Below are 21,208 nucleotides of genomic sequence, written 5' to 3'. Positions count from 1 at the left end.
GCGCGGGCATTCCGCGCCGCTATCTATCATAAGGATAACTATGCGAAACTGGCAGTCACCAACCCTACGCACCGCGTTAACTCTGGCGTTACTGGCGATGACCAGCCCGGTGCTGCATGCTGAGGATGCAATGAAATCTACGTCATCTCATTTTGCTTATATCGGTACTTACAATCCCAACGGTGGAGGCGTTTACCGGGTGCAGGTTGACTCGGCCAGCGGTGCGTTGAGCGCCAGAACGCTGGTCAGCAAGCAGGCCAATCCGGCACAGCTAACCGTGGATGCCAAAGGCCAGACGTTGTATGTCGCCAGCGAAGTGGCGGACTTTAACGGCACCAGGCACGGCGGCATTATTGCCTACCATATCAATCCGTCCGATGGCAGCCTGACGCAGCTTAATCAGGTCGATTCACAAGGCGCGGGGCCGGTTTATCTTTCTCCGACGCCCAATGGCCGTTATCTGCTGGTAGCGAACTACGTCAGTGGCACCGTGGCGGCCTTCCCGCTGGAGAGTGACGGTAAACTGGGCAACGCCAGCTCGGTGCAGCAACAGCAAGGGCCTGCAGGTGCCGGTAAGCCGGAAGGCGCGGTAGAAGGCAGTTTTGCCATCAGCGATCACAATGGGCCGCATGCGCATATGATCGCCAGCGATCCGAGCGGCAAGTTTGTGTTTTCTACCGATCTGGGGCTGGATCGGATCTACCAGTGGCGCTTTGACGATGCCAGTGGCCAGCTGACGCCGAACGATCCGCCGTGGATCGCCGCATCTTCTGCTGGTGCCGGCCCACGTCACTTTGTCTTCCATCCGGACGGCAAAACTGTGCTGCTGGTGAATGAAGAGGCCTCGACGCTGACCAGCTACCGTTTCGACAGCCAAAAAGGGACATTGAAACAGTTACATGTCGTTTCTTCGTTGCCTGCCGATTATAAGGGTACCAACTTTGCCGCCGGGCTGGTTCTGAGCGCAGACGGCAAAAATCTGTATGTTGCCAACCGGCTACATAACAGCATCGCGCAGTTCAGCGTCGGCAGCGATGGCGAGTTGCACGCGGTGGCGGAAACCTGGACGCGTGGCGATTATCCACGCTCCCTGACGCTAAGCCCGGATGGCCATTATCTGTATGCCATGAACCAACGCAGCGATAACGTCACCCGCTTTGGCGTGGATAAGGTCAGCGGCAAACTCAGCTTTGTTGAAGGCTATACGCCGGTGGGCAGCCCCTCGCAAATGGTGTTCTTGCCGGTGGCGAAGTAACCCGTTGCCCGCCTGATTCCCCAGGCGGGCACCTTAATTGACGGAAAGAGAATGGTGCGATTTCCCTACCCGCGTTTGGCCTATCTGTTTGATGCTTTGCAGTCAGAGACTTTGCCACAGGAAGAGCTGGCGAAGCGCTTTGCTGTTTCCACCCGAACCGTGCGCGCCGACATCACCGCGCTGAACGATATTCTGGAAAACTATGGTGCCCACTTTGTGCATAGCCGTGGGGCGGGTTATCGCCTGCAGGTCGATGACGTCGTACTGTTTAGCGCCCTGCAACATCAGGAACGTAAAAAACACGCCACGCCACGCAGCGCGCAGGAACGGGTGCACTATTTGCTGATTCGTTTTCTGACCTCAGCCTTTTCTCTGAAACTTGAAGATTTAGCCGATGAATGGTTTGTCAGCCGTGGCACGCTGCAAAACGACATGGCTGAGGTAAGAGAGCGTCTGGCGCACTACCAATTGACCATTGAAACCAAACCGCGCTACGGCATGAAGCTGTTTGGTTCGGAGATGGCGATCCGCGCCTGTCTGACCGATCTGTTATTCCAGCTGCATCTGGCCGATGCCGAAAATCCACTGCTCAACAATGAGATCCTGCGTCAACCGCAGGTGACGACCTTTGCCGGTTTGCTGCATCCGTTGCTGTCGCAATATGCCATTCGTTTGACGGACGAAGGTGAGCAGTATCTGATTTTCTATTGTGCAGTCGCGCTGCAACGCATTACCGATGGTTATCCGCTGCCGGACTTTGACGTTGAGGACGGGGATGACGCGGTGCGCAAGGTTTCGACCTGGCTGGCCGGGGAACTGCGTAAAGCCAGTGGCAAAGAGATATCGATAGCGGAAGAGGCCTACCTGCGGGTGAACATTGCTGCGCGGCGGGTGCAGGAGGTGCAACCTACCGAGATCAACGCCGACGATGAAGAAGCGCTGGTGGATTACATTCTGTCGTATATCAACGCGCACTATAACTACAATCTGCAGGGTGACAAGCAGCTGCGTGCCGATCTGCTGACCCATATCAAGACCATGATCACCCGGGTGAAATACCAGATTAATATCCCCAACCCGCTGCTGGCGAACATTAAACAGCACTACCCAATGGCCTATGACGTGACGCTGGCCGCGGTCTCCAGCTGGGGGAAATACACGCCCTACACCCTGAGTGAAAACGAGATCGGTTATCTGGTACTGCACATTGGCGTTGGGCTGGAGCGGCATTACAACATCGGCTATGAGCGACACCCGCAGGTGATGCTGGTGTGCGATACCGGTAACTCGACGGTGCGGATGATCCAGGCGCAGATCGCACGCAAATACCCGCAACTGGTGATGACGCGCATCGTTTCACTGCGAGATTACGAGGTGCTCAGCCATATCGACGAAGACTTCGTTATTTCCAATGCGCGGGTTAGCGAAAAGAACAAGCCGGTGGTGGTGATGTCGCCGTTCCCGACCGAATACCAGCTCGAACAGCTCGGCAAACTGGTGCTGGTGGATCGTACCAAGCCCTATATGCTGGAGAAGTTCTTCGACGCCGAGCATTTTATGTTGGTCAATGAACCGCTGACCCAGGCGGAATTATTCCAGCAGGTGTGCCGCCAGCTTGAGCAAGAAGGCTATGTTGGCGAAGATTTTTACCCTTCAGTGGTAGAGCGCGAGGCGATTGTTTCTACCCTGCTGGGTGAAGGGATCGCGCTGCCGCACTCGCTGGGGTTGCTGGCGAAAAAAACCGTCGTGGTGACGCTGCTGGCGCCACAGGGGGTGCCCTGGGGTGAAGGTGAAATTGCCCACGTGATTTTCCTGCTGGCGATCAGCAAGAGCGATTACGAAGAGGCGATGGCAATCTACGATCTGTTCGTCACCTTTGTGCGCGAACGTTCGATGAGTCGCCTGTTGGGCAGTGATAATTTCGACAGCTTCAAGGCGGTGGCGCTGGACTGTTTAAGTAGGATCTAGCTGCAGGAATGATGTGTTGTAAAGTAGGTGCGCTGCATGTAGCGCACCTGACTCTTTAGTCTTCGTCAAAACCGGAATTGATCAGTTCGATCACCGCCGCCAGTGCTTTCGCTTCATCCGGGCCGGTGGCTTCCACTTCGATATGACGGCCCTGCGCGGAGTCCAGCATCAGCAGCGCAATCACGCTGCTGGCTTCGGCCTCGGTGCCACTGTCGTTGCGTAGCATCACCTCGGCATCAAAGCTCTGCACCAGCTCAAACAGCTTCATCGCCGGGCGCGCGTGCATCCCCAGCTTGTTTTTGATTTCAACCGTTTGTTTGACCGTCATTGTTTGCGTTTTTCCAGCGTGCGGTGGCGCGACTGCACGTTTTTGCCGCGTGAGCGGAAGTAGTCGGCCAGCTGTTCTGCCACGTAGACTGAACGGTGCTTACCGCCGGTACAGCCAATGGCGACCGTCAGGTAGCTGCGGTTGTTGGTTTCCAGCATTGGCAACCACTGTTCGAGATAGCTGCGGGTCTGGTAGATAAAATTGTGCACTTCGGTGTGGCGATCGAGGAACGAGGCGACGGGTTTATCCAGACCGGTCATTGGGCGCAGTTTCGGATCCCAGTGCGGGTTAGGCAGGAAGCGCACGTCAAACACGTAATCGGCGTCGATTGGAATACCGTGCTTGAAACCAAAGGATTCGAACACCATGGTCAGTTCGCGCTCGCGTTTGCCCAACAGGCGGGTACGCAGCATTTCGGCCAGTTCATGCACTGACATTTCTGAGGTATCGATGATCAGATCGGCCCTGGAGCGCAGTGGCTCAAGCAGGTCGCTCTCTTCATCGATGGCGCTTTCCAGCGACAGGTTCTTGCTCGATAGCGGGTGCAGACGGCGAGTATCACTGTAGCGGCGAATCAGCGTATTACGATCGGCATCGAGGAACAGCAACTGCGGCGAAAAACTGTCCGGCAGTTGAGTCATCGCATATTCAAACACTTCCGGCGATTCCGGCATGTTACGTACGTCGATGCTTACCGCAGCGGAGCTATTGCGTTCCGCCAGCGTATTGGCAAGCTGCGGCAGCAGTACCACGGGCAGGTTATCAACGCAGTAAAAACCCATGTCTTCCAGCGCCCGTAAGGCGACGGATTTCCCTGAACCGGAACGGCCGCTGACAATCATCAGCACCATGTGGCAACTCCCCCTGGCATCTCAGTGGCGTTTATCGCCACCGTTAGAAACTTTAGGATCCCTGTCCGAACCGGGATCCATCGTGGCTAAACAGTATCGTTATCCGGGCTGGAAGTCACGCCAGCCGGGCGTTACTCGGTGATGATTTGGTAAAGCTCTTCGTCACTTTGCGCCGCACGCAGGCGGCGGCATACGGTTTTGTCGGCCAGGCGCTTGGCGACCAGCGACAGAGTATGCAAATGGGTTTTACATTGGTCGGCAGGTACCAGTAAGGCAAACAGCAGATCGACCGGCTGGTTATCAATGGCGTCAAAGGCGATAGGTTGGTCGAGACGGATAAACACGCCAACGGCCCGCAGTGTGTCCTCTTCCAGTTTGCCGTGGGGAATAGCGATACCATTGCCGATACCGGTACTGCCCATGCGCTCGCGGGTGAGAACCGCGTCAAATACTACCTGTGATGACAGGTTGAGCTGTTTTGCGGCCAGTTCGCTGATAATTTCCAAAGCCCGTTTCTTGCTGGTGCAATGGACGGAGCTTCTGGTGCACTCGATGTTTAACACCGAGCTTAATTGCATTGTTTCGTTGTTCATCTCATCTTCACTTAAAACCACACCAGCAAGCAGGAGGCTTGTGAGGTGATTTTTCGCCTTGTTTAACCCTTGATGGCTTATCGGCGCGATACCCATACAGGTAACGCGCCGATGGCCGAGGCTACGTTTGAGCCGTACCCGCTGACGGAAACGGCCCAGAATGTCAGTGTTGTTTCAGTTTGTCTTTATGTTTGTTCAATTGACGCGCCAGTTTGTCGATCAGGCTATCAATTGCAGCATACATGTTCTCGTCTTCCGAGGTGGCGTGCAACTCGCCTCCATTCACGTGCACCGTCGCTTCCGCAATCTGCTGCACTTTTTCCACACTAAGTACGACATACACCTGATTTATGCGATCAAAATACTGTTCGAGTTTGGCGAACTTGGTGTTCACGAACTCGCGCAAAGGTTCGGTGATTTCGATGTGGTGTCCGGTAATGTTGAGCTGCATAATGTCTTCCTTCTCAATAGAGGTCAAACCAACTGTTTACGCTGGTTGGACGGCGGGATGGACAAAGACTCTCGGTACTTGGCGACGGTACGCCGCGCCACGATGATCCCCTGGTCGGAGAGCAGGGTGGCCAGCTTGCTGTCGCTGAGCGGTTTGGCGGGGTTTTCCGCCGCGATCATTTTCTTGACCACTGCCCGGATCGCCGTAGAGGAAGCTTCGCCCCCGCTGTCGGTATTCACATGGCTGGAGAAGAAATATTTCAATTCGAAAATGCCGCGCGGACTGTGCAAAAACTTCTGCGTGGTCACGCGTGAAATTGTCGATTCATGCATCTCCACGGCCTGGGCAATATCTGCCAGCACCATGGGCTTCATAAATTCTGTGCCCTGTTCAAAGAACGCCTGTTGCTGCTCGACGATGCAGCGCGAAACTTTCAGCAGAGTGTCGTTTCGGCTTTCCAGACTTTTGATCAGCCATTTCGCTTCCTGCAAATTGCTGCGGATGTACTGCCCGTCACTGTCGTTACGTGCGCTATTGCCCATCGCGGCGTACTGCTGGTTGATCTTCAAGCGTGGAATGCTGTCGCTATTAAGCTCGACCGTCCAGACATCCTGCACTTTGCGCACCAGCACGTCCGGGATCACATACTCGGATTCGCCGGTGTTGATCGACTGACCCGGACGGGGATCCAATGACTGGATCAGCAACATCGCTTCTTTCAGTGTATCTTCTTTTGAGCGCGTTGTTCGCATCAGGCTGCGAAAGTCGTGGTTAGCCAGCAGGTCCAGATGCTCACTGATGATCAGGCGTGCCTCAGCCAGATAGGGCGTGTCTTTAGCGTACTGGGAAAGCTGAACCAGCAGACAATCGCGCAGGTCGCGCGCGGCGACGCCAACTGGATCAAAACGCTGTACGCGCTTCAATACCGCTTCGACTTCGTCCATTGTCACATTATCGTCACCCAGGCTCTCCAGAATGTCTTCCAGCGGCACGGTGAGATAGCCGGTGTCGTCAACGGCGTCGACGATTGAGGTGGCAATAGCGGCATCGGTGTCGGAAAACGGCGTCAGATCCACTTGCCACATCAGGTAATCCTGCAGGGTCTGGGTGGTCTCGCCCTGATAAACCGGTAGCTCATCGTCACTGTAATCGGTGCGGGTACCGGACGGCGTACCGGCGGTGTAAATTTCGTCCCAGGTGGCGTCGAGCGGCAGCTCTTCGGGCATGTCCTTTTGTTCCAACGCCTCGCGGGTATCCAAACCTTCGGTTTCGACAGTTTCTTTGGCGTCGACTTCTTCGTGCAGGTCGCTCTGTTCAAGCAATGGGTTGCTCTCTAACGCCAGCTGTATCTCCTGCTGGAGCTCAAGCGTGGACAACTGCAGCAGGCGGATAGCCTGCTGGAGCTGGGGGGTCATGGCCAGTTGTTGGCTAAACCTGAGTTGCAAACCTTGCTTCATAATCTTCAGTCTACTTCCGTTAACAGTCGTCCATCAGGACGCGCTGGCACTCAGAGGCGGAATTCTTCGCCCAGATAAACGCGTTTCACCTGCTCATCGGCCAGAATAGCATCCGGCGTGCCGTGGGCAATCAGTTTGCCCTGGCTGACGATATAGGCGCGTTCACACACGTCCAGCGTTTCGCGCACGTTATGGTCGGTGATCAGCACGCCCAGGCCGCTGTCACGCAAGTGCTCGATAATTTTTTTAATGTCGATAACGGAAATCGGGTCAACCCCGGCGAACGGTTCATCCAGCAGGATGAATTTCGGATTCGCGGCCAGCGCGCGGGCGATCTCGACGCGGCGGCGTTCACCACCGGACAGCGCCTGGCCCAGGTTGTCGCGCAGGTGGGAGATATGGAATTCTTCCATCAGCTCTACCGCACGGTCTGCTCGCTGCTCGCTGCTGAGATCTTCACGGATCTCCAGCACGGCCATCAGGTTGTCATACACGCTGAGGCGGCGGAAGATAGAGGCTTCCTGCGGCAAATAACCGATGCCACGGCGCGCACGGGCGTGCAGCGGCAGCAGGCTGATGTCTTCTTCGTCAATCACGATACGCCCGGCATCACGCTGAACGATACCCACCACCATGTAGAAGGTGGTGGTCTTGCCGGCGCCGTTTGGCCCCAGCAGGCCGACGATCTCGCCGGATTTCACTTTCAGGCTGACGTCTTCAACAACTTTGCGGCCCTTGTAGGCTTTCGCCAGGTTTTCTGCGATGAGTGTAGCCATAAGTGATTAGTTACTCTTCTTTTGCCCGTTTTTGTCTTGCAACTGCGACGGTACCAGAACCGTAGTCACGCGTTTGCCTTTGTCGCTAAACGCCTGCATTTGCTGCTGTTGCACCAGATAGGTGATGCGATCGCCTTTTACGTTGCTGTCGAGCTGTTCCAGATAGGCATTCCCGGTCAGGGTCACCAACTGCGACGCCACATCGTAACGGACCTTCTGCGCGTGGCCTTTCACCGGCTTGCCGCTGTCTTGCATCTGATAGAAGGTCACCGGATTGCCAAAGGCTTCGATATAAGTTTTGTTCTGATCGCCGCCCGGACGGGTCACCACAACCTTGTCTGCCTTGATATCGATAGTGCCTTGCTTGATCACCACGTTATCGGTAAAGGTGCTGACGTTGCTCTGCATATCCAGAGACTGTTTCAGTGAGTCAATGCTTACCGGTTGGCTGGAGTCGGACTTCAGCGCCCAGGCGGGTGCGCTGGCGGCCAAAATCAAGCTGCCGATCAACAAATTACGGCTTGGTTTGTTGGTTCTGAATTTCATAGTTGGTCTTAACCTTATCAATCAGCTCAGCGGTTTTGGCCCGCAGGTTCCCACGCATTTTCATGCCGTTAGAGGTGAAGTTCGTCCCATAGAGCGTCACTTCGTCATCCGAAGCCACATCCTGGGTCACCAGGTTCACCTGAGCATTGTCTGTTTTAATTTTTTCCAGCTGTGAGGTGGTGGTCAGGCTGTTCACCTCGACATGGCCGTAAAGATACAGCATCCGGTCTTTAGTCAGTTTGGCGCGATCGGCGCGAACTGACCAGGTGGCCACCGCGTTTTCATCAAACAGCGTCATCACCGGCTGGGTAAACCAGCTTAATTCGTCGGCCTCATAGTACTTTACGTCTTCCGCCACCAGCTTATAGCTCAGCTTGCCGGTCGGATTGTACACTATGGTGACCGTGTGCTGGCTCTGATAAGTCGGGTCTTTACTGTTAGCCGGTCCCGGCATGGCATCATCATTGACATCCGTCATGTTCCAGCCAATCAGCGCCAATGCGATCACCGCCAGCAGGATGGTGATCCAAAGTTTGGTTTTACTCATATCGACAGCCCTTTGGCGTCCTCCAGCTTGTTCTGAGCCAAAAGAATAATGTCACACAGCTCGCGCACCGCACCGCGGCCGCCGGCAATGCGGGTAATATAGTGGGCTCGTGGCAGCAACAGAGGATGTGCATCTGCTACCGCGACCGCCAGGCCAACCTGGGCCATCACCGGCCAGTCGATCAGGTCGTCGCCGATATAGGCTACCTGATCTGCCGTTAGCGACAGTGTATCCAACAGTTCGCGGAAGGCCAAAAGCTTATCGGATTGCCCCTGATAAAGGTGGGTAATACCGAGGGTATTTGCGCGGTCTTCCAGGAGCTTGGCGGAGCGGCCGGTAATAATTGCCACTTCAATATCCGAGGTTTTCAGGCAGCGAATGCCGTAACCGTCGCGTACGTTAAACGCTTTTAGTTCTTCACCGTTGTTGCCCATGAAAATCAGGCCGTCTGACAGCACGCCATCGACATCACAAATCAGCAGGCGGATTTTACCGGCGCGCGCCATGACGTCTTGTTCTACAGGCCCGTAGCAGGTTTCAACCAGACTCATTGAGTTCTCTTCCATAATTAAACGACGCCGGCGCGCAGCATGTCATGCATATGTACCACACCCAGCAACTGGTCGCCATCGGCAACCAGCACTGAGGTGATATGACGTTGCTGCATCAGGTTCAGCGCGTCAACAGCCAGCAGGTTCGGACGCACTCGCACGCCACCGAGCGTCATGACATCGACGATCCTGGCCTCGTTGAGATTGATACCCATATCAAAAATCCGGCGCAGGTCACCATCGGTAAAGATACCGGCGATCTTCATCAGATCGTCACAGATGACCGTCATGCCCAGATTTTTGCGGGTGATTTCCAGCAGCGCGTCGCGCAGTGATGCATCGGCGCTGACGTGGGGAATTTCATCGCCGCTGTGCATGATATCACTCACGCGCAGCAGCAGTCGGCGGCCCAGAGCGCCACCAGGGTGTGACAACGCAAAATCTTCCGGCGTGAAACCGCGGGCTTTCAGCAGGGCGACGGCTAGCGCATCGCCCATCACCAGGGTGGCGGTGGTGCTGGTGGTCGGTGCCAGGCCGAGCGGGCAGGCTTCCTGTGGCACCTTGATGCACAGGTGAATATTCGCCGCTTTGCCCAGCGAGCTTTCCGGGTTGTTGGTCATGCAGATCAACGGGATTTGCTGGCGCTTCAATACCGGGATCAGCGCCTGGATTTCGTTGGACTCGCCGGAGTTGGAGATGGCGAGCACAATATCCTGTGCAGACACCATGCCCAGGTCACCGTGGCTGGCTTCCGCAGGGTGGACAAAGAACGAAGGCGTGCCGGTGCTGGCGAAGGTGGCGGCAATCTTGCAGCCGATATGGCCGGATTTGCCCATGCCCATCACCACCACTTTACCCGTGCATTCGGCGATCAACCCGCAGGCGCGGGTAAAGTCTGCATTGATGTATTGATCGAGCTGAGCCAGCCCGTCACGCTCAATCTGCAGCACTTCTTTGCCTGCCTGCTGAAAATCAAAGCCTGGTTGCAACTGAATGTTCGACATACTCATTCCCGCTCGTCGGTTTAGCCGAAAGTACTGAAAGGGTTAAAAAACAGCACCGCAAGATACGCAATAAAGCCACATAATAACAGAGCCCCTGCCAGATGACCGATGCGATGTTTACGCCCAACGCACAAGGCGGTGAGCACAATGCTGACCGCCAGCATCACCCAGTAATCGCGGTGGAAGGCGGCGCCATCGACACTGCCAGGGGACAGCAGGGCGGGGACACCCAGCACTATCACCGTATTGAAAATGTTGGAGCCGATGATATTGCCAATTGCCATATCATCCTCACCCTTTAGTGCTCCGGCGATGGAGGTCGCCAGCTCCGGCAGGCTGGTGCCGACAGCGATAAGGGTCAGGCCGACCACCAGCTCACTCATACCGAAAAAGTGCGCGATCACCGTGGCGTTATCGACCACCATTTTGGAAGACAGCGGCAGAATGATAAACGCCAGCACCAGCCACAGCACCGCCACGGTGTTGCTGCTGTCCTGCGGCAGCTCGGCCATTTGTTCCACGGTCAGGCTGTCGTTGCCTTCACGCTGTGCCAGCCGGGCAATTTTCAACATCAGCAGAATGAAGATGGCGGCGGCGGCCAACAGCACCACGCCATCCAGCCGACTTAGCGTGCCGTCCATCAGCACGAAACCGCACAATACTGTGACCGCCAACATCAGCGGCAGTTCGCGTCGCAACACTTCAGAACGTGCAGCCAGCGGGTGGATCAGCGCGGCAACGCCGAGGATCAAGAGAATATTGGTGATGTTGGAACCAATTACGTTTCCCACCGCCATATCTATCTGCCCGTTCAGCGCGGCGGTGGTCGAAACAAACAGTTCCGGCAGCGAAGTGCCGATGCCGACGATGGTCATGCCGATAATCAGCGGTGGCACACCAAGTGAACGAGAAATCACCGCAGCACCGTAAACTAAGCGGTCTGCGCCATACACCAGTAAAAATAAACCAACGATTAATAAAACTATCGCGAGAAACATGCAGGGTCCTTTGTTGGGAATTATCCCGGTTCGTTGGTTAAAAGCCGTAATTCGGCTATCTTGCTTTGCCCTCCGTTGCGCAGGCAAAATCCGCAGCAACGGGATTTCCCGGCTAATATATGAACACTTTCGTTTTTTTTCGTTATGGTGCCAATTTTGACCGGGTGGCGCGTAAAAGTAAAACCTATGGCACCATTGGTAACGAAATGCCGGTAAGTTTTTGTAAAGATGAGACGCATTGCGCCCGTTGCTTTAACATCGCGGGTAGATTTGGCAAAAATAAGCCGCAAAGGATCCATTAACATGCACCAGAAGGCAGAGAATCTGGTCGAAGTTCGCGACATGACTTTCTCTCGCGGCGATCGACTAATATTCGAAGACATCAACCTGACGGTTCCCCGTGGCAAGGTGACGGCGATCATGGGGCCGTCCGGTATTGGTAAAACGACGCTGCTGCGTCTGATTGGCGGCCAGTTGGCACCGGACAGCGGTGAGATCTGGTTTGATGGCGACGACATTCCTGCGTTGTCCCGTCATCAGCTGTATGAAGCACGTAAGAAAATGAGCATGCTGTTCCAGTCAGGCGCGCTGTTCACCGATCTGACGGTGTTTGAAAACGTGGCTTATCCGCTGCGTGAGCACAGCCGCTTACCGGAACCTATTTTGCGCAGTACGGTAATGATGAAGCTGGAGGCGGTCGGACTGCGTGGCGCGGCCGAGCTGATGCCCAATGAGTTGTCCGGCGGTATGGCGCGGCGTGCGGCGCTGGCGCGGGCGATTGCGCTTGACCCGGAGATGATCATGTTCGACGAGCCTTTCGTCGGTCAGGATCCGATCACCATGGGCGTGCTGGTGAAGCTGATTGATGAGCTCAATCACGCGCTGGGCATCACCTGCATTGTGGTTTCGCACGATGTACCTGAGGTGCTGAGCATCGCCGACTACGCGTACATTGTTGCCGATCATCGGGTGATTGCCGAAGGCACGGCGCAAGAATTACAGAACAATCCTGATGCACGCGTGCGCCAGTTCCTGGATGGTATTGCCGATGGGCCGGTGCCTTTCCGTTATCCGGCTGGCGATTATCAGGCCGAGTTGTTAGGTTTAGGGAGTAAATAAGCTGATGTTATTACAGGCGTTAGCGTCGTTAGGACGCCGTGGCATCAACACCAGCGCCAGTTTTGGACGCGCCGGATTGATGCTGTGGGGCGCGCTGGTCGGGCGGCCCGAGCCGCGCAAACAGTGGCCGTTGCTGCTCAAGCAAATGCACAGTGTAGGCGTGCAATCACTGCTGATTATCATGGTTTCCGGGTTGTTTATCGGCATGGTACTGGGGCTACAGGGCTATTTGGTGCTGACCACCTACAGTGCCGAGGCCAGCTTGGGCATGATGGTGGCGCTGTCGCTGTTACGTGAACTGGGCCCGGTGGTGACGGCACTGTTGTTTGCCGGTCGTGCCGGTTCCGCGCTGACGGCCGAAATTGGCCTGATGAAGGCAACCGAACAAATCTCCAGCCTGGAAATGATGGCGGTCGACCCGCTGCGGCGTATTGTCGCACCGCGCTTCTGGGCCGGTTTGATCAGCATGCCGTTGTTGACGCTGATCTTTGTCGCAATTGGTATCTGGGGCGGTTCAATAGTCGGTGTGGATTGGAAGGGCATTGACGGTGGCTTCTTCTGGTCGGCGATGCAGGGCGCCGTAGAGTGGAAAAAAGACTTGCTCAACTGCCTGCTCAAGAGCGTGGTATTTGCCATTACCGTGACCTGGATTGCCATCTTCAACGGGTATGATGCAGTACCGACCTCTGAAGGGATTAGCCGGGCAACGACCCGTACCGTGGTACATTCGTCACTGGCGGTGTTGGGATTGGATTTCGTGCTGACAGCACTGATGTTTGGGAATTGATTCGATGCAAACGAAGAAGAGTGAAATCTGGGTTGGGGCATTTATGCTGATTGCGCTGTGCGCCGTCGTGTTTTTGTGCCTGCAAGTGGCAAACATTAAGTCGATCGGTAACGAACCTACATACCGTATTTACGCGACCTTCGATAATATCGGTGGTCTGAAAGCACGTTCACCGGTGAAAATCGGCGGCGTGGTGATTGGTCGAGTGGCCAATATCTCTCTCGATCCTAAAACTTATACGCCGCGCGTTGCCCTGGATATCCAGGATAAATTCAACCAGATACCGGATACCAGCTCACTGGCGATCCGCACCTCCGGCCTGCTGGGGGAGCAATATCTGGCACTGAACGTCGGTTTTGAAGACCCGGATATGGGCACCACCATTCTGAAGGACGGTGGTACCATTCAAGACACCAAATCAGCCATGGTTCTGGAAGATCTGATCGGCCAGTTCTTGTATAAGAGCGGCGGCCAGGATAACGCAGATAAAGCGGGAGACGCGGCTGCCAGCCCGGCTGCCGGTTCTGCGCCGCAACCTGCTGCCCCCATTCATTAAGAGAGGAAGCCTGCATGTTTAAACGTTTACTTATGGTTGCCCTGCTGGTGGTTGCGCCGCTGGCGAACGCGGTCGATCAAACCAATCCTTACAGCCTGATGCAGGACGCGGCTCAAAAGACCTTTAACCGTCTGAAAACCGAGCAGCCGAAAATCAAGCAGGATCCCAACTACCTGCGTTCCGTGGTGCATCAGGAATTGATGCCTTTTGTACAGGTTAAATACGCCGGTGCGCTGGTACTGGGCCGTTATTACAAAGAAGCGACCCCGGCGCAGCGTGAAGCTTACTTCACCGCATTCCAGGCCTACCTGGAACAGGCCTACGGCCAGGCGTTGGCGATGTACCACGGCCAGACTTACCAGATTGAACCTGAAAAGCCGTTGGGTAATGCCGATATCGTCGCCATCCGCGTGACCATCATTGACCAGGGCGGTCGCCCGCCGGTGCGCCTGGACTTCCAGTGGCGCAAAAACAGCAAGACCGGTTACTGGCAGGCGTATGACATGATCGCCGAAGGCGTCAGTATGATTACCACCAAGCAAAACGAGTGGGCATCTACCTTGCGTACCCAAGGGATTGACGGCCTGACCAAACAACTGCAGGCGGCGGCGCAGCGTCCAATCACGCTGGATCAGAAAAACTGATGACTGCGGCACTCAGCGTTGAATCGCAGCAGCAGACTCTGATCCTGCGCGGTGAACTGGATCGGGAAACTCTGTTGCCGCTGTGGGAACAGCGGGAAACGTTGCTGGCGGATATAACTGTCCTCGACGTTACGCAATTGCAGCGTGTGGACTCTTCCGGGCTGGCATTGCTGGTACATCTGCGTGAACAGCAGCGTCAGCACGGCGTGGAATTAAAAATTTCTGGTGCCAGCGATCGCCTGAAAACCTTGATCACGCTGTACAACCTGCAAGCAATAATGCCTGTCGATACCGCTGGTTAGCCCTACTTTCGGCTGGTTAAAGACGGTTTCGCCTCAGAAAGCCCCTGTTACACAGGGGCTTTTTCTTTAGTTTAAGAAAACGTCTGATTCCACTAAGATGTCAGGCTGATTATGATCCTTTTGATGCAGAACTGGATACTATGGAAAATAACGAGATTAAAGACGTGCTGATGCGAGCATTGGCACTGGATGAAGCACATGTTACCGGTGACGGTAGCCATTTTCAGGTGATCGTGGTCGGCGAGCTGTTTGCCGCCATGAGCCGCGTCAAGAAACAACAGACGGTGTATGCACCGCTGATGGAATACATTGCGGACAACCGAATTCATGCCTTGTCGATCAAGGCGTATACCCCAGAAGAGTGGCAGCGAGATCGCAAACTCAACGGATTTTAAGGCTGTTTGCCCAGCGGGGCGGGCAGCGTCAGTTTAGATAATAGAGAGTAGTCAAATGGATAAATTTCGTGTGCAGGGCCGGACCCGCCTAAGCGGTGAAGTTGCTATTTCCGGGGCCAAAAATGCTGCCCTGCCGATCCTGTTCGCCGCATTATTAGCGGAAGAGCCGGTCGAGCTGCAGAATGTCCCGAAGCTGAAGGACATCGATACCACCATTAAGCTACTCAACCAGTTAGGCACCAAGATTGAGCGTAACGGTTCCGTATTCGTTGATGCCAGCGGCGTGAACGAATTCTGCGCGCCGTATGACCTGGTGAAAACCATGCGTGCTTCTATCTGGGCTTTGGGGCCGCTGGTCGCTCGTTTTGGTCGTGGTCAGGTTTCCCTGCCGGGTGGTTGCGCGATCGGCGCTCGTCCGGTTGATCTGCATATTACGGGTCTGGAACAGCTGGGTGCAGAGATCAAACTGGAAGAAGGTTACGTAAAAGCTTCCGTTGACGGCCGCCTGAAGGGTGCACACATCGTTATGGACAAGGTGAGCGTTGGCGCTACCGTGACCATCATGAGCGCCGCCACCCTGGCGACTGGCACCACCGTGATTGAGAACGCTGCACGTGAGCCGGAAATTGTCGATACTGCCAACTTCCTTAACACGCTGGGTGCGAAAATCACCGGTGCCGGCAGTGACCGCATCACCATCGAGGGCGTTGAGCGCCTGGGCGGCGGTGTGTATCGCGTTCTGCCGGACCGTATCGAAACCGGCACCTTCCTGATCGCTGCCGCGGTTTCCGGTGGTAAAGTGATGTGCCGTGATACCCGTCCAGATACGCTGGATGCGGTGCTGGCCAAGCTGCGTGAAGCCGGTGCGGATATTGAAGTGGGTGAAGACTGGATCAGTCTGGACATGCACGGCAAACGTCCGAAAGCGGTGACCATTCGCACCGCGCCGCACCCGGGGTTCCCAACCGATATGCAGGCTCAGTTCAGCTTGCTGAACCTGGTCGCGGAAGGCACCGGTGTGATCACCGAGACCATCTTTGAAAACCGCTTTATGCACGTGCCTGAACTGATCCGTATGGGTGCACATGCCGAGATCGAGAGCAACACCGTGATTTGTCACGGCGTTGAGCAACTGTCCGGTGCTCAGGTTATGGCGACCGATTTGCGCGCTTCAGCCAGTCTGGTGATTGCCGGCTGCATCGCCGACGGCGTGACCGTTGTCGATCGTATCTATCACATTGACCGTGGCTATGAGCGTATTGAAGACAAGCTGCGTGCGCTGGGTGCAAATATCGAGCGTGTGAAAGGCGAGTAATCTGTTGGATGCCGGGGTGATGCCCCGGCGAAAATGCAGTCTTGAGGGCTCGGCTTTGCCGGGCCCTTTTTAATTGGTGTCTTCCGGGAATTCGCCCACGGTCATCTTCAAGGTGATGCGTTTGCCTTCGCGCAACACAATCACCGGAATTTCAGTGCCTGGGCGGATCTCCGCCACCTGGTCCATGGTCTCCAGCACCGAAATCGCCGGTTTGTTGTCGACGTTGATGATCACGTCGTTGATATGGAACCCGGCGTTACCAGCCGGCCCGTTCGGCGTAATTTCGGTCACGATAATGCCCTGCAGGCGATCGATGCCGGAATTGGACGAACGCAGAGGAATAATCTCTTTCCCCTGAATACCGAAATAACCGCGGATGACGCGGCCGTCGCGGATCAGCTTGTCCATAATCTTGGTGGCCAGCTCGATAGGAATGGCGAAGCCCAAACCTTCCGGCGTTTCCCCATCGGTGATTTTATCGTAGGTCAGGGTATTGATGCCGATTAGCTCGCCCAGCGAGTTGACCAGCGCGCCGCCCGAGTTGCCGCGGTTAATCGAGGCATCGGTCTGCAGGAAGGTTTGGCGACCGGTGGTGCTCATACTGATGCGGCCGGTAGCGCTGAGGATCCCCTGAGTGACGGTCTGACCGAGATTGAAGGGGTTGCCGATCGCCAGTACTACGTCACCTACGTGCGCGGTGCGAGCCGTGTTTATCGGGATCACCGGCAGGTTGCCCGGATCAATTTTCAGCACCGCCAGATCGGTCAAACCGTCAGAACCGACTAACAATGCTTCGTAACGGCGGCCGTCCTGCACCACCACGGTAATTTGTTGTGCATCCTTGATCACGTGGCGATTAGTCAGGATATAACCGCGCTCGTTCATGATCACGCCAGATCCCAGAGAGAGTATGTTGGCGGAACCGTTCATATTGCGGTTGTAGATATTCACCACGGCGGGCGCGGCGCGGCGCACCGCTTTGTTGTAGCTGACCGGTGTTTCGTCAAGAGTACTGTCATGTTTTTCTGCGAACAGAGCATTGGAAGAACGTAGCACGGGCAGTGCAACCAGCAGCAGGCCGGCAACGATTAAACCAATAACGACGGAACGCAAGAGCTTAGCAAACATGGAGTTTTAGTACGTGAGATGAAAGATACACGGAGGATAGCATGAGAATACCGGGCGCAGTATGTCACCGAGCCCGGTTTTTAAACAAATTACCGATTAACGCAGCAGCAGATAAATGGTTTCGCCGCCGCGCACGATGTTCAGTGCCATCACCGGCGGCTTGGCTTCCAGCACCTTGCGTAAGGTCGTGATGTTTTCAACGCGCTGACGGTTGACGCCAATGATCACATCGTCTTTCTGCAACCCGATCTGCGCGGCTACGGAGCCTTTATCGACTCTATCGATCTTCACGCCTTTGTCACCACTTGGAATGGCACCGTTGCTCAGTGACACGCCTTGCAGAGCCGGAGAAAGCGTTTCGGCGTTGGTGGAGGCGCCTTCGCTGTTGTCCAGCGTGACGGAAACTTCCTGCGGCTTACCATCGCGCAGCAAGCCAACCTTGATGGTTTTGCCCGGCGCGGTGGTACCGACCTTGGCACGCAGTTCGGCGAAGCTGCTGACGGGCTTGCCGTCGACGGAAACCAGAATGTCACCGGCTTTGATGCCGGCCTTGGCGGCGGCAGATTTCGGCAACACTTCGCTGACGAAGGCACCGCGTTGGGCGTCGGTGTTAAACGCCTTGGCCATATCGGCGGTCATTTCACTGCCTTTGATGCCCAGCAGACCGCGTTTCACTTCGCCAAATTCAATCAACTGCTGGCTGAGGTTCTGCGCCATGTTGCTCGGAATGGCAAAGCCGATGCCCACGTTGCCGCCGCTTGGCGCCAAAATGGCGGTGTTGATACCGATTAACTCACCGTTGAGGTTAACCAGTGCGCCACCGGAGTTACCGCGGTTGATGGAAGCATCGGTCTGAATGAAGTTTTCCAACCCTTCCAGGTTCAGACCGCTACGACCCAGTGCAGAGATAATACCGGAAGTCGCCGTCTGGCCGAGGCCGAATGGGTTGCCGACGGCCACGGCAAAGTCGCCGACCCGCAGTTGATCGGAGTCCGCCATTTTTATCGCGGTCAGGTTTTTCACATCGCTGAGCTGCAGCAGGGCGATGTCGGACTGTTCGTCACGTCCCAACAACTTGGCATCCACTTCACGCCCGTCATTCAACTGTACGCTGATTTTGTCGGCATTGTTGATCACGTGGTTGTTGGTCAACACATAGCCTTTGGCGGCGTCGATGATCACGCCAGAACCCAAGCCTTCAAACGGGCGTGAGCTTTGCTGTTGTCCTGGCGCGTCGGGGCCGAAGAAGCGTTTGAGCTCTTCCGGTACCTGCTGGCGCTGCACCTGAGTGCCTTCCACATGCACACTGACGACAGCGGGCAATACTTTTTCCAACATTGGCGCCAGGCTTGGCAACTGCTGCCCCTGCACGGCGACAGGCATCGCCGCGTTGGCTGCCGGTACGGAGGTCAGTGTGAGGCCAATACTCATTGCCAATGCACTAAGAATTAACGACTTTTTATTCATTGATTATAACTCTCTCAATACCTGCCGGTGAAAGGGTGATGATAATGCAGCAGCACTACCATAGTGAAGGGTAAGACCGTGAATTTGCGTGAAAAGTTCACTCAGGCGCCAGCTTTAAGGATAGCTCGGCGTGGGGAAGAAAAAGCATGGGGGAGCAAAAGCCCGTGGAACTGGCCCACGGGCGAAGAACAGCGTTTAGTCGCGGCGTGGACGTTCGCCACGCAGCAGGCCGGATGCGCCTTCTGAGTAGTCGCGCGGCATCTCTACCGGCGTCTGATCGTTATCCGCTTCGGCTTCGGTCAGGCGATAGCGGAACGGGTTTTCCTGCATTGGCAGGTCCGGCAGCAGGTTGTTGGAGCTTTTCGCCATGTGCTGATACAGCTGGCGATAGTCGCGTGCCATATTGTCCAGCAGCTCGGCGCTGCGGGCAAAGTGGCCGACCAGCTCCTGGCGATACTCTTCAAGATCGGTTTTGCTCTTGTCCAACTCGTTCTGCAAAACTTGTTGTTGACGTAATTTACGGTTACCAAAACGCATCGCTACCGCACCAATGACGATACCGACCACCAAACCAATCAGCGCATACTCCCAGGTCATGATGACTCCTATTTTGACTTCGTTGTTCCGCAGGGATTTTTCACTTAATAATATCCACTATAACCGTTAACCTTGTCCGAGTGGAATCCTGATGAGCCATGACCTGATTTCTTCAGGGTTTTCAGCGCCGCCCTGAGCGGGTATTTGTAGCGATAAGGGCGCGAAGCCACCCAAAGTTGCCGCGAAAATGGGCTAAATAATTTCTAAGCGTTGTGAAGGAACATCGAACAGATGCAGGCACAATCACCGTTATCACGCTACCAGCGGCTGCTTGCTGCGGGAGAATACCAGGCCGATGAAGTCCAGATGGAGGCCGTGACTCAACTGGATCATATCTATCAGGCATTATTGCAGCAGACGCCCGCTGTCAGTGCGCCGGCCGCGGGCCTGCGCGGCAAACTGAATCGTTGGCTGGGCAAGAGCAGTGAAACGACTCAGCAGCGTCCGGTCCAGGGCTTATATATGTGGGGCGGCGTGGGACGCGGCAAAACCTGGCTGATGGACATGTTCTTCCATAGCCTGCCGGGGGAGCGCAAGCTGCGGCTGCATTTTCACCGTTTTATGCTGCGGGTGCACGAAGAGCTGACCGAACTGCAGGGGCAGGAAAACCCACTTGAAATCATCGCGGATGGTTTCAAGGCACAGACCGATGTGCTGTGTTTCGACGAGTTCTTTGTTTCCGATATTACCGACGCCATGTTGTTGGCAACGCTGTTGCAGGCGCTGTTTGCCCGTGGCATTACGCTGGTGGCGACCTCCAATATCCCGCCGAACGATTTGTACCGCAACGGCCTGCAGCGGGCGCGTTTCCTGCCGGCGATCGATCTGATTAACGAATTCTGTGACGTGATGAACGTTGACGCCGGCATTGATTATCGCCTGCGTACCTTGACTCAGGCGCATTTGTACCTGACGCCGCTTGATGAACAGACCCGGCTAACCATGGATCGGATGTTTGTGAAGCTGGCCGGCAAGCCAGGAGAGGCGGCGCCGGTATTACAGATCAATCATCGGCCGTTGCAGGCGATCAACGCGGTAGACGGCGTGCTGGCGGTCGATTTTCACACGTTGTGCGAAGAGGCGCGTAGCCAGTTGGACTATATTGCGCTGTCGCGCCTGTATCACAGCGTGATCCTGTATAATGTGCGGGTGATGGGGCCGCTGAAGGAAAATACCGCGCGCCGCTTCCTGGCATTGGTCGATGAATTTTACGAACGTCACGTCAAACTGGTGATCGCTGCCGAAGCGTCGATGTTCGATATTTACCAGGGTGAGCGGTTGAAGTTCGAGTACCAGCGTTGTCTGTCGCGGCTGCAAGAAATGCAGAGTGAAGAGTATCTGAAGTTGCCGCATCTGCCGTGACGTCCAGGGGGACCCAGGCCACTGGCGTCCCCGGTTTTCTGCCATTGGCGTTTAATTGCGTTTCTATTCAAAAAGCGTTCGATCTTTGTGAGCGACTTCTCTATAATCTTGCGACCCCACGTTACAACAAAGTTTTTTTCCCAAAAACTTTTTAGTGCCGGCAATGGCTATTCGAAGGGGTAGGTTTGCTGGACTTGTATGGTCGTGTGAG

General features: G+C 55.4%; 25 protein-coding genes. 10 read left to right on the top strand and 15 right to left on the bottom strand.

Going from position 1 to position 21,208, the window contains the following annotated elements:
- The first annotated feature begins 40 nt into the window (after positions 1-40).
- A complete protein-coding gene (locus ACNT1W_RS23835) occupies positions 41-1,255 on the top strand; it encodes a lactonase family protein (protein WP_419246242.1) in 1,215 nt (404 codons plus the stop codon).
- 51 nt (positions 1,256-1,306) lie between these two features.
- Positions 1,307-3,223: a BglG family transcription antiterminator gene (locus tag ACNT1W_RS23830; RefSeq protein ID WP_419246241.1), complete on the top strand. Its 1,917-nt coding sequence runs from the start codon at positions 1,307-1,309 to the stop codon at positions 3,221-3,223.
- 55 nt (positions 3,224-3,278) lie between these two features.
- Here ACNT1W_RS23830 and npr read toward each other — a convergent pair whose 3' ends face one another.
- The 12 genes from npr to ACNT1W_RS23770 all read right to left on the bottom strand — a co-directional run bounded on the left by npr (position 3,279) and on the right by ACNT1W_RS23770 (position 11,624).
- Positions 3,279-3,551 (bottom strand): PTS phosphocarrier protein NPr, encoded by a 273-nt coding sequence (gene npr, locus ACNT1W_RS23825; RefSeq protein ID WP_012147066.1) that lies wholly within the window; start codon positions 3,549-3,551, stop codon positions 3,279-3,281.
- Positions 3,548-4,402: an RNase adapter RapZ gene (rapZ, locus tag ACNT1W_RS23820; protein ID WP_012147065.1), complete on the bottom strand. Its 855-nt coding sequence runs from the start codon at positions 4,400-4,402 to the stop codon at positions 3,548-3,550. Before rapZ ends, npr begins: the two co-directional genes overlap by 4 nt.
- A 131-nt stretch (positions 4,403-4,533) precedes the next feature.
- Positions 4,534-4,995 carry a PTS IIA-like nitrogen regulatory protein PtsN gene (gene ptsN / locus ACNT1W_RS23815; RefSeq protein ID WP_012147064.1) on the bottom strand — a complete coding sequence of 154 codons (462 nt, stop codon included), beginning with the start codon at positions 4,993-4,995 and terminating at the stop codon, positions 4,534-4,536.
- Positions 4,996-5,158: 163 nt separating this feature from the next.
- Positions 5,159-5,446 (bottom strand): ribosome hibernation promoting factor, encoded by a 288-nt coding sequence (hpf, locus tag ACNT1W_RS23810; protein WP_012147063.1) that lies wholly within the window; start codon positions 5,444-5,446, stop codon positions 5,159-5,161.
- Between the two features lie 23 nt (positions 5,447-5,469).
- Positions 5,470-6,903 (bottom strand): RNA polymerase factor sigma-54, encoded by a 1,434-nt coding sequence (gene rpoN / locus ACNT1W_RS23805; RefSeq protein ID WP_012147062.1) that lies wholly within the window; start codon positions 6,901-6,903, stop codon positions 5,470-5,472.
- Between the two features lie 50 nt (positions 6,904-6,953).
- On the bottom strand, positions 6,954-7,679 hold the full coding sequence (gene lptB / locus ACNT1W_RS23800; RefSeq protein WP_006317106.1) for an LPS export ABC transporter ATP-binding protein: 726 nt from the start codon (positions 7,677-7,679) through the stop codon (positions 6,954-6,956).
- Between the two features lie 6 nt (positions 7,680-7,685).
- On the bottom strand, positions 7,686-8,225 hold the full coding sequence (gene lptA, locus ACNT1W_RS23795; protein WP_012147061.1) for a lipopolysaccharide ABC transporter substrate-binding protein LptA: 540 nt from the start codon (positions 8,223-8,225) through the stop codon (positions 7,686-7,688).
- Positions 8,194-8,772, bottom strand: a complete 579-nt coding sequence (lptC, locus tag ACNT1W_RS23790) for an LPS export ABC transporter periplasmic protein LptC (RefSeq protein WP_012147060.1) — start codon at positions 8,770-8,772, stop codon at positions 8,194-8,196. The genes lptA and lptC overlap by 32 nt, the downstream gene beginning before the upstream one ends.
- The gene (gene kdsC, locus ACNT1W_RS23785) at positions 8,769-9,323 is read right to left on the bottom strand and encodes a 3-deoxy-manno-octulosonate-8-phosphatase KdsC (protein ID WP_017894144.1); all 555 of its coding nucleotides are present in this window, start codon (positions 9,321-9,323) and stop codon (positions 8,769-8,771) included. Before kdsC ends, lptC begins: the two co-directional genes overlap by 4 nt.
- Positions 9,324-9,340: 17 nt before the next feature.
- Positions 9,341-10,327: an arabinose-5-phosphate isomerase KdsD gene (gene kdsD / locus ACNT1W_RS23780; RefSeq protein WP_419246240.1), complete on the bottom strand. Its 987-nt coding sequence runs from the start codon at positions 10,325-10,327 to the stop codon at positions 9,341-9,343.
- Between the two features lie 20 nt (positions 10,328-10,347).
- The gene (locus ACNT1W_RS23775) at positions 10,348-11,325 is read right to left on the bottom strand and encodes a calcium/sodium antiporter (protein WP_012147057.1); all 978 of its coding nucleotides are present in this window, start codon (positions 11,323-11,325) and stop codon (positions 10,348-10,350) included.
- A 20-nt stretch (positions 11,326-11,345) separates the two neighbouring features.
- Entirely contained in the window at positions 11,346-11,624 is a 279-nt protein-coding gene (locus tag ACNT1W_RS23770; protein ID WP_156779312.1) for a hypothetical protein, read from the bottom strand.
- A 4-nt stretch (positions 11,625-11,628) separates the two neighbouring features.
- Here ACNT1W_RS23770 and mlaF point away from each other — a divergent pair, with 4 nt between their 5' ends.
- The 7 genes from mlaF (at position 11,629) to murA (ending at position 16,443) form a co-directional block, all read left to right on the top strand.
- Positions 11,629-12,444 carry a phospholipid ABC transporter ATP-binding protein MlaF gene (gene mlaF, locus ACNT1W_RS23765; protein ID WP_012147056.1) on the top strand — a complete coding sequence of 272 codons (816 nt, stop codon included), beginning with the start codon at positions 11,629-11,631 and terminating at the stop codon, positions 12,442-12,444.
- A 4-nt stretch (positions 12,445-12,448) separates the two neighbouring features.
- On the top strand, positions 12,449-13,231 hold the full coding sequence (mlaE, locus tag ACNT1W_RS23760) for a lipid asymmetry maintenance ABC transporter permease subunit MlaE (protein WP_012147055.1): 783 nt from the start codon (positions 12,449-12,451) through the stop codon (positions 13,229-13,231).
- Positions 13,232-13,235: 4 nt separating this feature from the next.
- Positions 13,236-13,787 carry an outer membrane lipid asymmetry maintenance protein MlaD gene (gene mlaD / locus ACNT1W_RS23755; protein WP_375189569.1) on the top strand — a complete coding sequence of 184 codons (552 nt, stop codon included), beginning with the start codon at positions 13,236-13,238 and terminating at the stop codon, positions 13,785-13,787.
- A gap of 14 nt (positions 13,788-13,801) precedes the next feature.
- Positions 13,802-14,431: a phospholipid-binding protein MlaC gene (gene mlaC, locus ACNT1W_RS23750; RefSeq protein WP_218216724.1), complete on the top strand. Its 630-nt coding sequence runs from the start codon at positions 13,802-13,804 to the stop codon at positions 14,429-14,431.
- The gene (gene mlaB / locus ACNT1W_RS23745; protein ID WP_261099279.1) at positions 14,431-14,733 is read left to right on the top strand and encodes a lipid asymmetry maintenance protein MlaB; all 303 of its coding nucleotides are present in this window, start codon (positions 14,431-14,433) and stop codon (positions 14,731-14,733) included. Before mlaC ends, mlaB begins: the two co-directional genes overlap by 1 nt.
- A 140-nt stretch (positions 14,734-14,873) precedes the next feature.
- On the top strand, positions 14,874-15,128 hold the full coding sequence (ibaG, locus tag ACNT1W_RS23740) for a BolA family iron metabolism protein IbaG (protein WP_012147051.1): 255 nt from the start codon (positions 14,874-14,876) through the stop codon (positions 15,126-15,128).
- 55 nt (positions 15,129-15,183) lie between these two features.
- Positions 15,184-16,443, top strand: coding sequence for a UDP-N-acetylglucosamine 1-carboxyvinyltransferase (gene murA, locus ACNT1W_RS23735; RefSeq protein WP_012147050.1), 1,260 nt, complete (start codon positions 15,184-15,186; stop codon positions 16,441-16,443).
- Positions 16,444-16,512: 69 nt separating this feature from the next.
- Here the strand turns inward: murA and degS are convergent, their stop codons facing one another.
- The 3 genes from degS to zapG all read right to left on the bottom strand — a co-directional run bounded on the left by degS (position 16,513) and on the right by zapG (position 19,635).
- The gene (degS, locus tag ACNT1W_RS23730) at positions 16,513-17,571 is read right to left on the bottom strand and encodes an outer membrane-stress sensor serine endopeptidase DegS (protein WP_012147049.1); all 1,059 of its coding nucleotides are present in this window, start codon (positions 17,569-17,571) and stop codon (positions 16,513-16,515) included.
- A gap of 96 nt (positions 17,572-17,667) precedes the next feature.
- On the bottom strand, positions 17,668-19,038 hold the full coding sequence (gene degQ / locus ACNT1W_RS23725) for a serine endoprotease DegQ (RefSeq protein ID WP_126501836.1): 1,371 nt from the start codon (positions 19,036-19,038) through the stop codon (positions 17,668-17,670).
- A 195-nt stretch (positions 19,039-19,233) separates the two neighbouring features.
- On the bottom strand, positions 19,234-19,635 hold the full coding sequence (gene zapG, locus ACNT1W_RS23720) for a Z-ring associated protein ZapG (protein WP_012147047.1): 402 nt from the start codon (positions 19,633-19,635) through the stop codon (positions 19,234-19,236).
- A 231-nt stretch (positions 19,636-19,866) separates the two neighbouring features.
- Between zapG and zapE the strand changes: the two genes are divergently transcribed.
- A complete protein-coding gene (gene zapE / locus ACNT1W_RS23715) occupies positions 19,867-20,997 on the top strand; it encodes a cell division protein ZapE (protein ID WP_017894135.1) in 1,131 nt (376 codons plus the stop codon).
- The last annotated feature ends 211 nt before the right edge of the window (positions 20,998-21,208 follow it).

Origin of the sequence: Serratia sp. NFX21 (assembly GCF_048517035.1) — a bacterium.
Lineage (GTDB): Bacteria > Pseudomonadota > Gammaproteobacteria > Enterobacterales > Enterobacteriaceae > Serratia > Serratia quinivorans.
The sequence above is the reverse complement of the archived record's forward strand: the minus strand, read 5'-3'. Positions and strand labels throughout refer to the sequence as shown.

What these genes read in the sequence shown, in the direction of transcription:
- ACNT1W_RS23835 (WP_419246242.1), top strand. Translation starts at nt 41, where the DNA reads ATGCGAAACTGGCAGTCACCAACCCTACGCACCGCGTTAACTCTGGCG.
- rapZ (WP_012147065.1), bottom strand. Translation starts at nt 4,402, where the DNA reads ATGGTGCTGATGATTGTCAGCGGCCGTTCCGGTTCAGGGAAATCCGTC.
- lptB (WP_006317106.1), bottom strand. Translation starts at nt 7,679, where the DNA reads ATGGCTACACTCATCGCAGAAAACCTGGCGAAAGCCTACAAGGGCCGC.
- degQ (WP_126501836.1), bottom strand. Translation starts at nt 19,038, where the DNA reads ATGAATAAAAAGTCGTTAATTCTTAGTGCATTGGCAATGAGTATTGGC.
- zapE (WP_017894135.1), top strand. Translation starts at nt 19,867, where the DNA reads ATGCAGGCACAATCACCGTTATCACGCTACCAGCGGCTGCTTGCTGCG.
- rpoN (WP_012147062.1), bottom strand. Translation starts at nt 6,903, where the DNA reads ATGAAGCAAGGTTTGCAACTCAGGTTTAGCCAACAACTGGCCATGACC.
- ibaG (WP_012147051.1), top strand. Translation starts at nt 14,874, where the DNA reads ATGGAAAATAACGAGATTAAAGACGTGCTGATGCGAGCATTGGCACTG.
- ptsN (WP_012147064.1), bottom strand. Translation starts at nt 4,995, where the DNA reads ATGAACAACGAAACAATGCAATTAAGCTCGGTGTTAAACATCGAGTGC.
- lptA (WP_012147061.1), bottom strand. Translation starts at nt 8,225, where the DNA reads ATGAAATTCAGAACCAACAAACCAAGCCGTAATTTGTTGATCGGCAGC.
- degS (WP_012147049.1), bottom strand. Translation starts at nt 17,571, where the DNA reads ATGTTTGCTAAGCTCTTGCGTTCCGTCGTTATTGGTTTAATCGTTGCC.
- ACNT1W_RS23770 (WP_156779312.1), bottom strand. Translation starts at nt 11,624, where the DNA reads ATGGATCCTTTGCGGCTTATTTTTGCCAAATCTACCCGCGATGTTAAA.
- mlaB (WP_261099279.1), top strand. Translation starts at nt 14,431, where the DNA reads ATGACTGCGGCACTCAGCGTTGAATCGCAGCAGCAGACTCTGATCCTG.
- lptC (WP_012147060.1), bottom strand. Translation starts at nt 8,772, where the DNA reads ATGAGTAAAACCAAACTTTGGATCACCATCCTGCTGGCGGTGATCGCA.
- npr (WP_012147066.1), bottom strand. Translation starts at nt 3,551, where the DNA reads ATGACGGTCAAACAAACGGTTGAAATCAAAAACAAGCTGGGGATGCAC.
- ACNT1W_RS23830 (WP_419246241.1), top strand. Translation starts at nt 1,307, where the DNA reads ATGGTGCGATTTCCCTACCCGCGTTTGGCCTATCTGTTTGATGCTTTG.
- kdsC (WP_017894144.1), bottom strand. Translation starts at nt 9,323, where the DNA reads ATGAGTCTGGTTGAAACCTGCTACGGGCCTGTAGAACAAGACGTCATG.
- mlaF (WP_012147056.1), top strand. Translation starts at nt 11,629, where the DNA reads ATGCACCAGAAGGCAGAGAATCTGGTCGAAGTTCGCGACATGACTTTC.
- mlaE (WP_012147055.1), top strand. Translation starts at nt 12,449, where the DNA reads ATGTTATTACAGGCGTTAGCGTCGTTAGGACGCCGTGGCATCAACACC.
- murA (WP_012147050.1), top strand. Translation starts at nt 15,184, where the DNA reads ATGGATAAATTTCGTGTGCAGGGCCGGACCCGCCTAAGCGGTGAAGTT.
- zapG (WP_012147047.1), bottom strand. Translation starts at nt 19,635, where the DNA reads ATGACCTGGGAGTATGCGCTGATTGGTTTGGTGGTCGGTATCGTCATT.
- mlaD (WP_375189569.1), top strand. Translation starts at nt 13,236, where the DNA reads ATGCAAACGAAGAAGAGTGAAATCTGGGTTGGGGCATTTATGCTGATT.
- hpf (WP_012147063.1), bottom strand. Translation starts at nt 5,446, where the DNA reads ATGCAGCTCAACATTACCGGACACCACATCGAAATCACCGAACCTTTG.
- kdsD (WP_419246240.1), bottom strand. Translation starts at nt 10,327, where the DNA reads ATGTCGAACATTCAGTTGCAACCAGGCTTTGATTTTCAGCAGGCAGGC.
- mlaC (WP_218216724.1), top strand. Translation starts at nt 13,802, where the DNA reads ATGTTTAAACGTTTACTTATGGTTGCCCTGCTGGTGGTTGCGCCGCTG.
- ACNT1W_RS23775 (WP_012147057.1), bottom strand. Translation starts at nt 11,325, where the DNA reads ATGTTTCTCGCGATAGTTTTATTAATCGTTGGTTTATTTTTACTGGTG.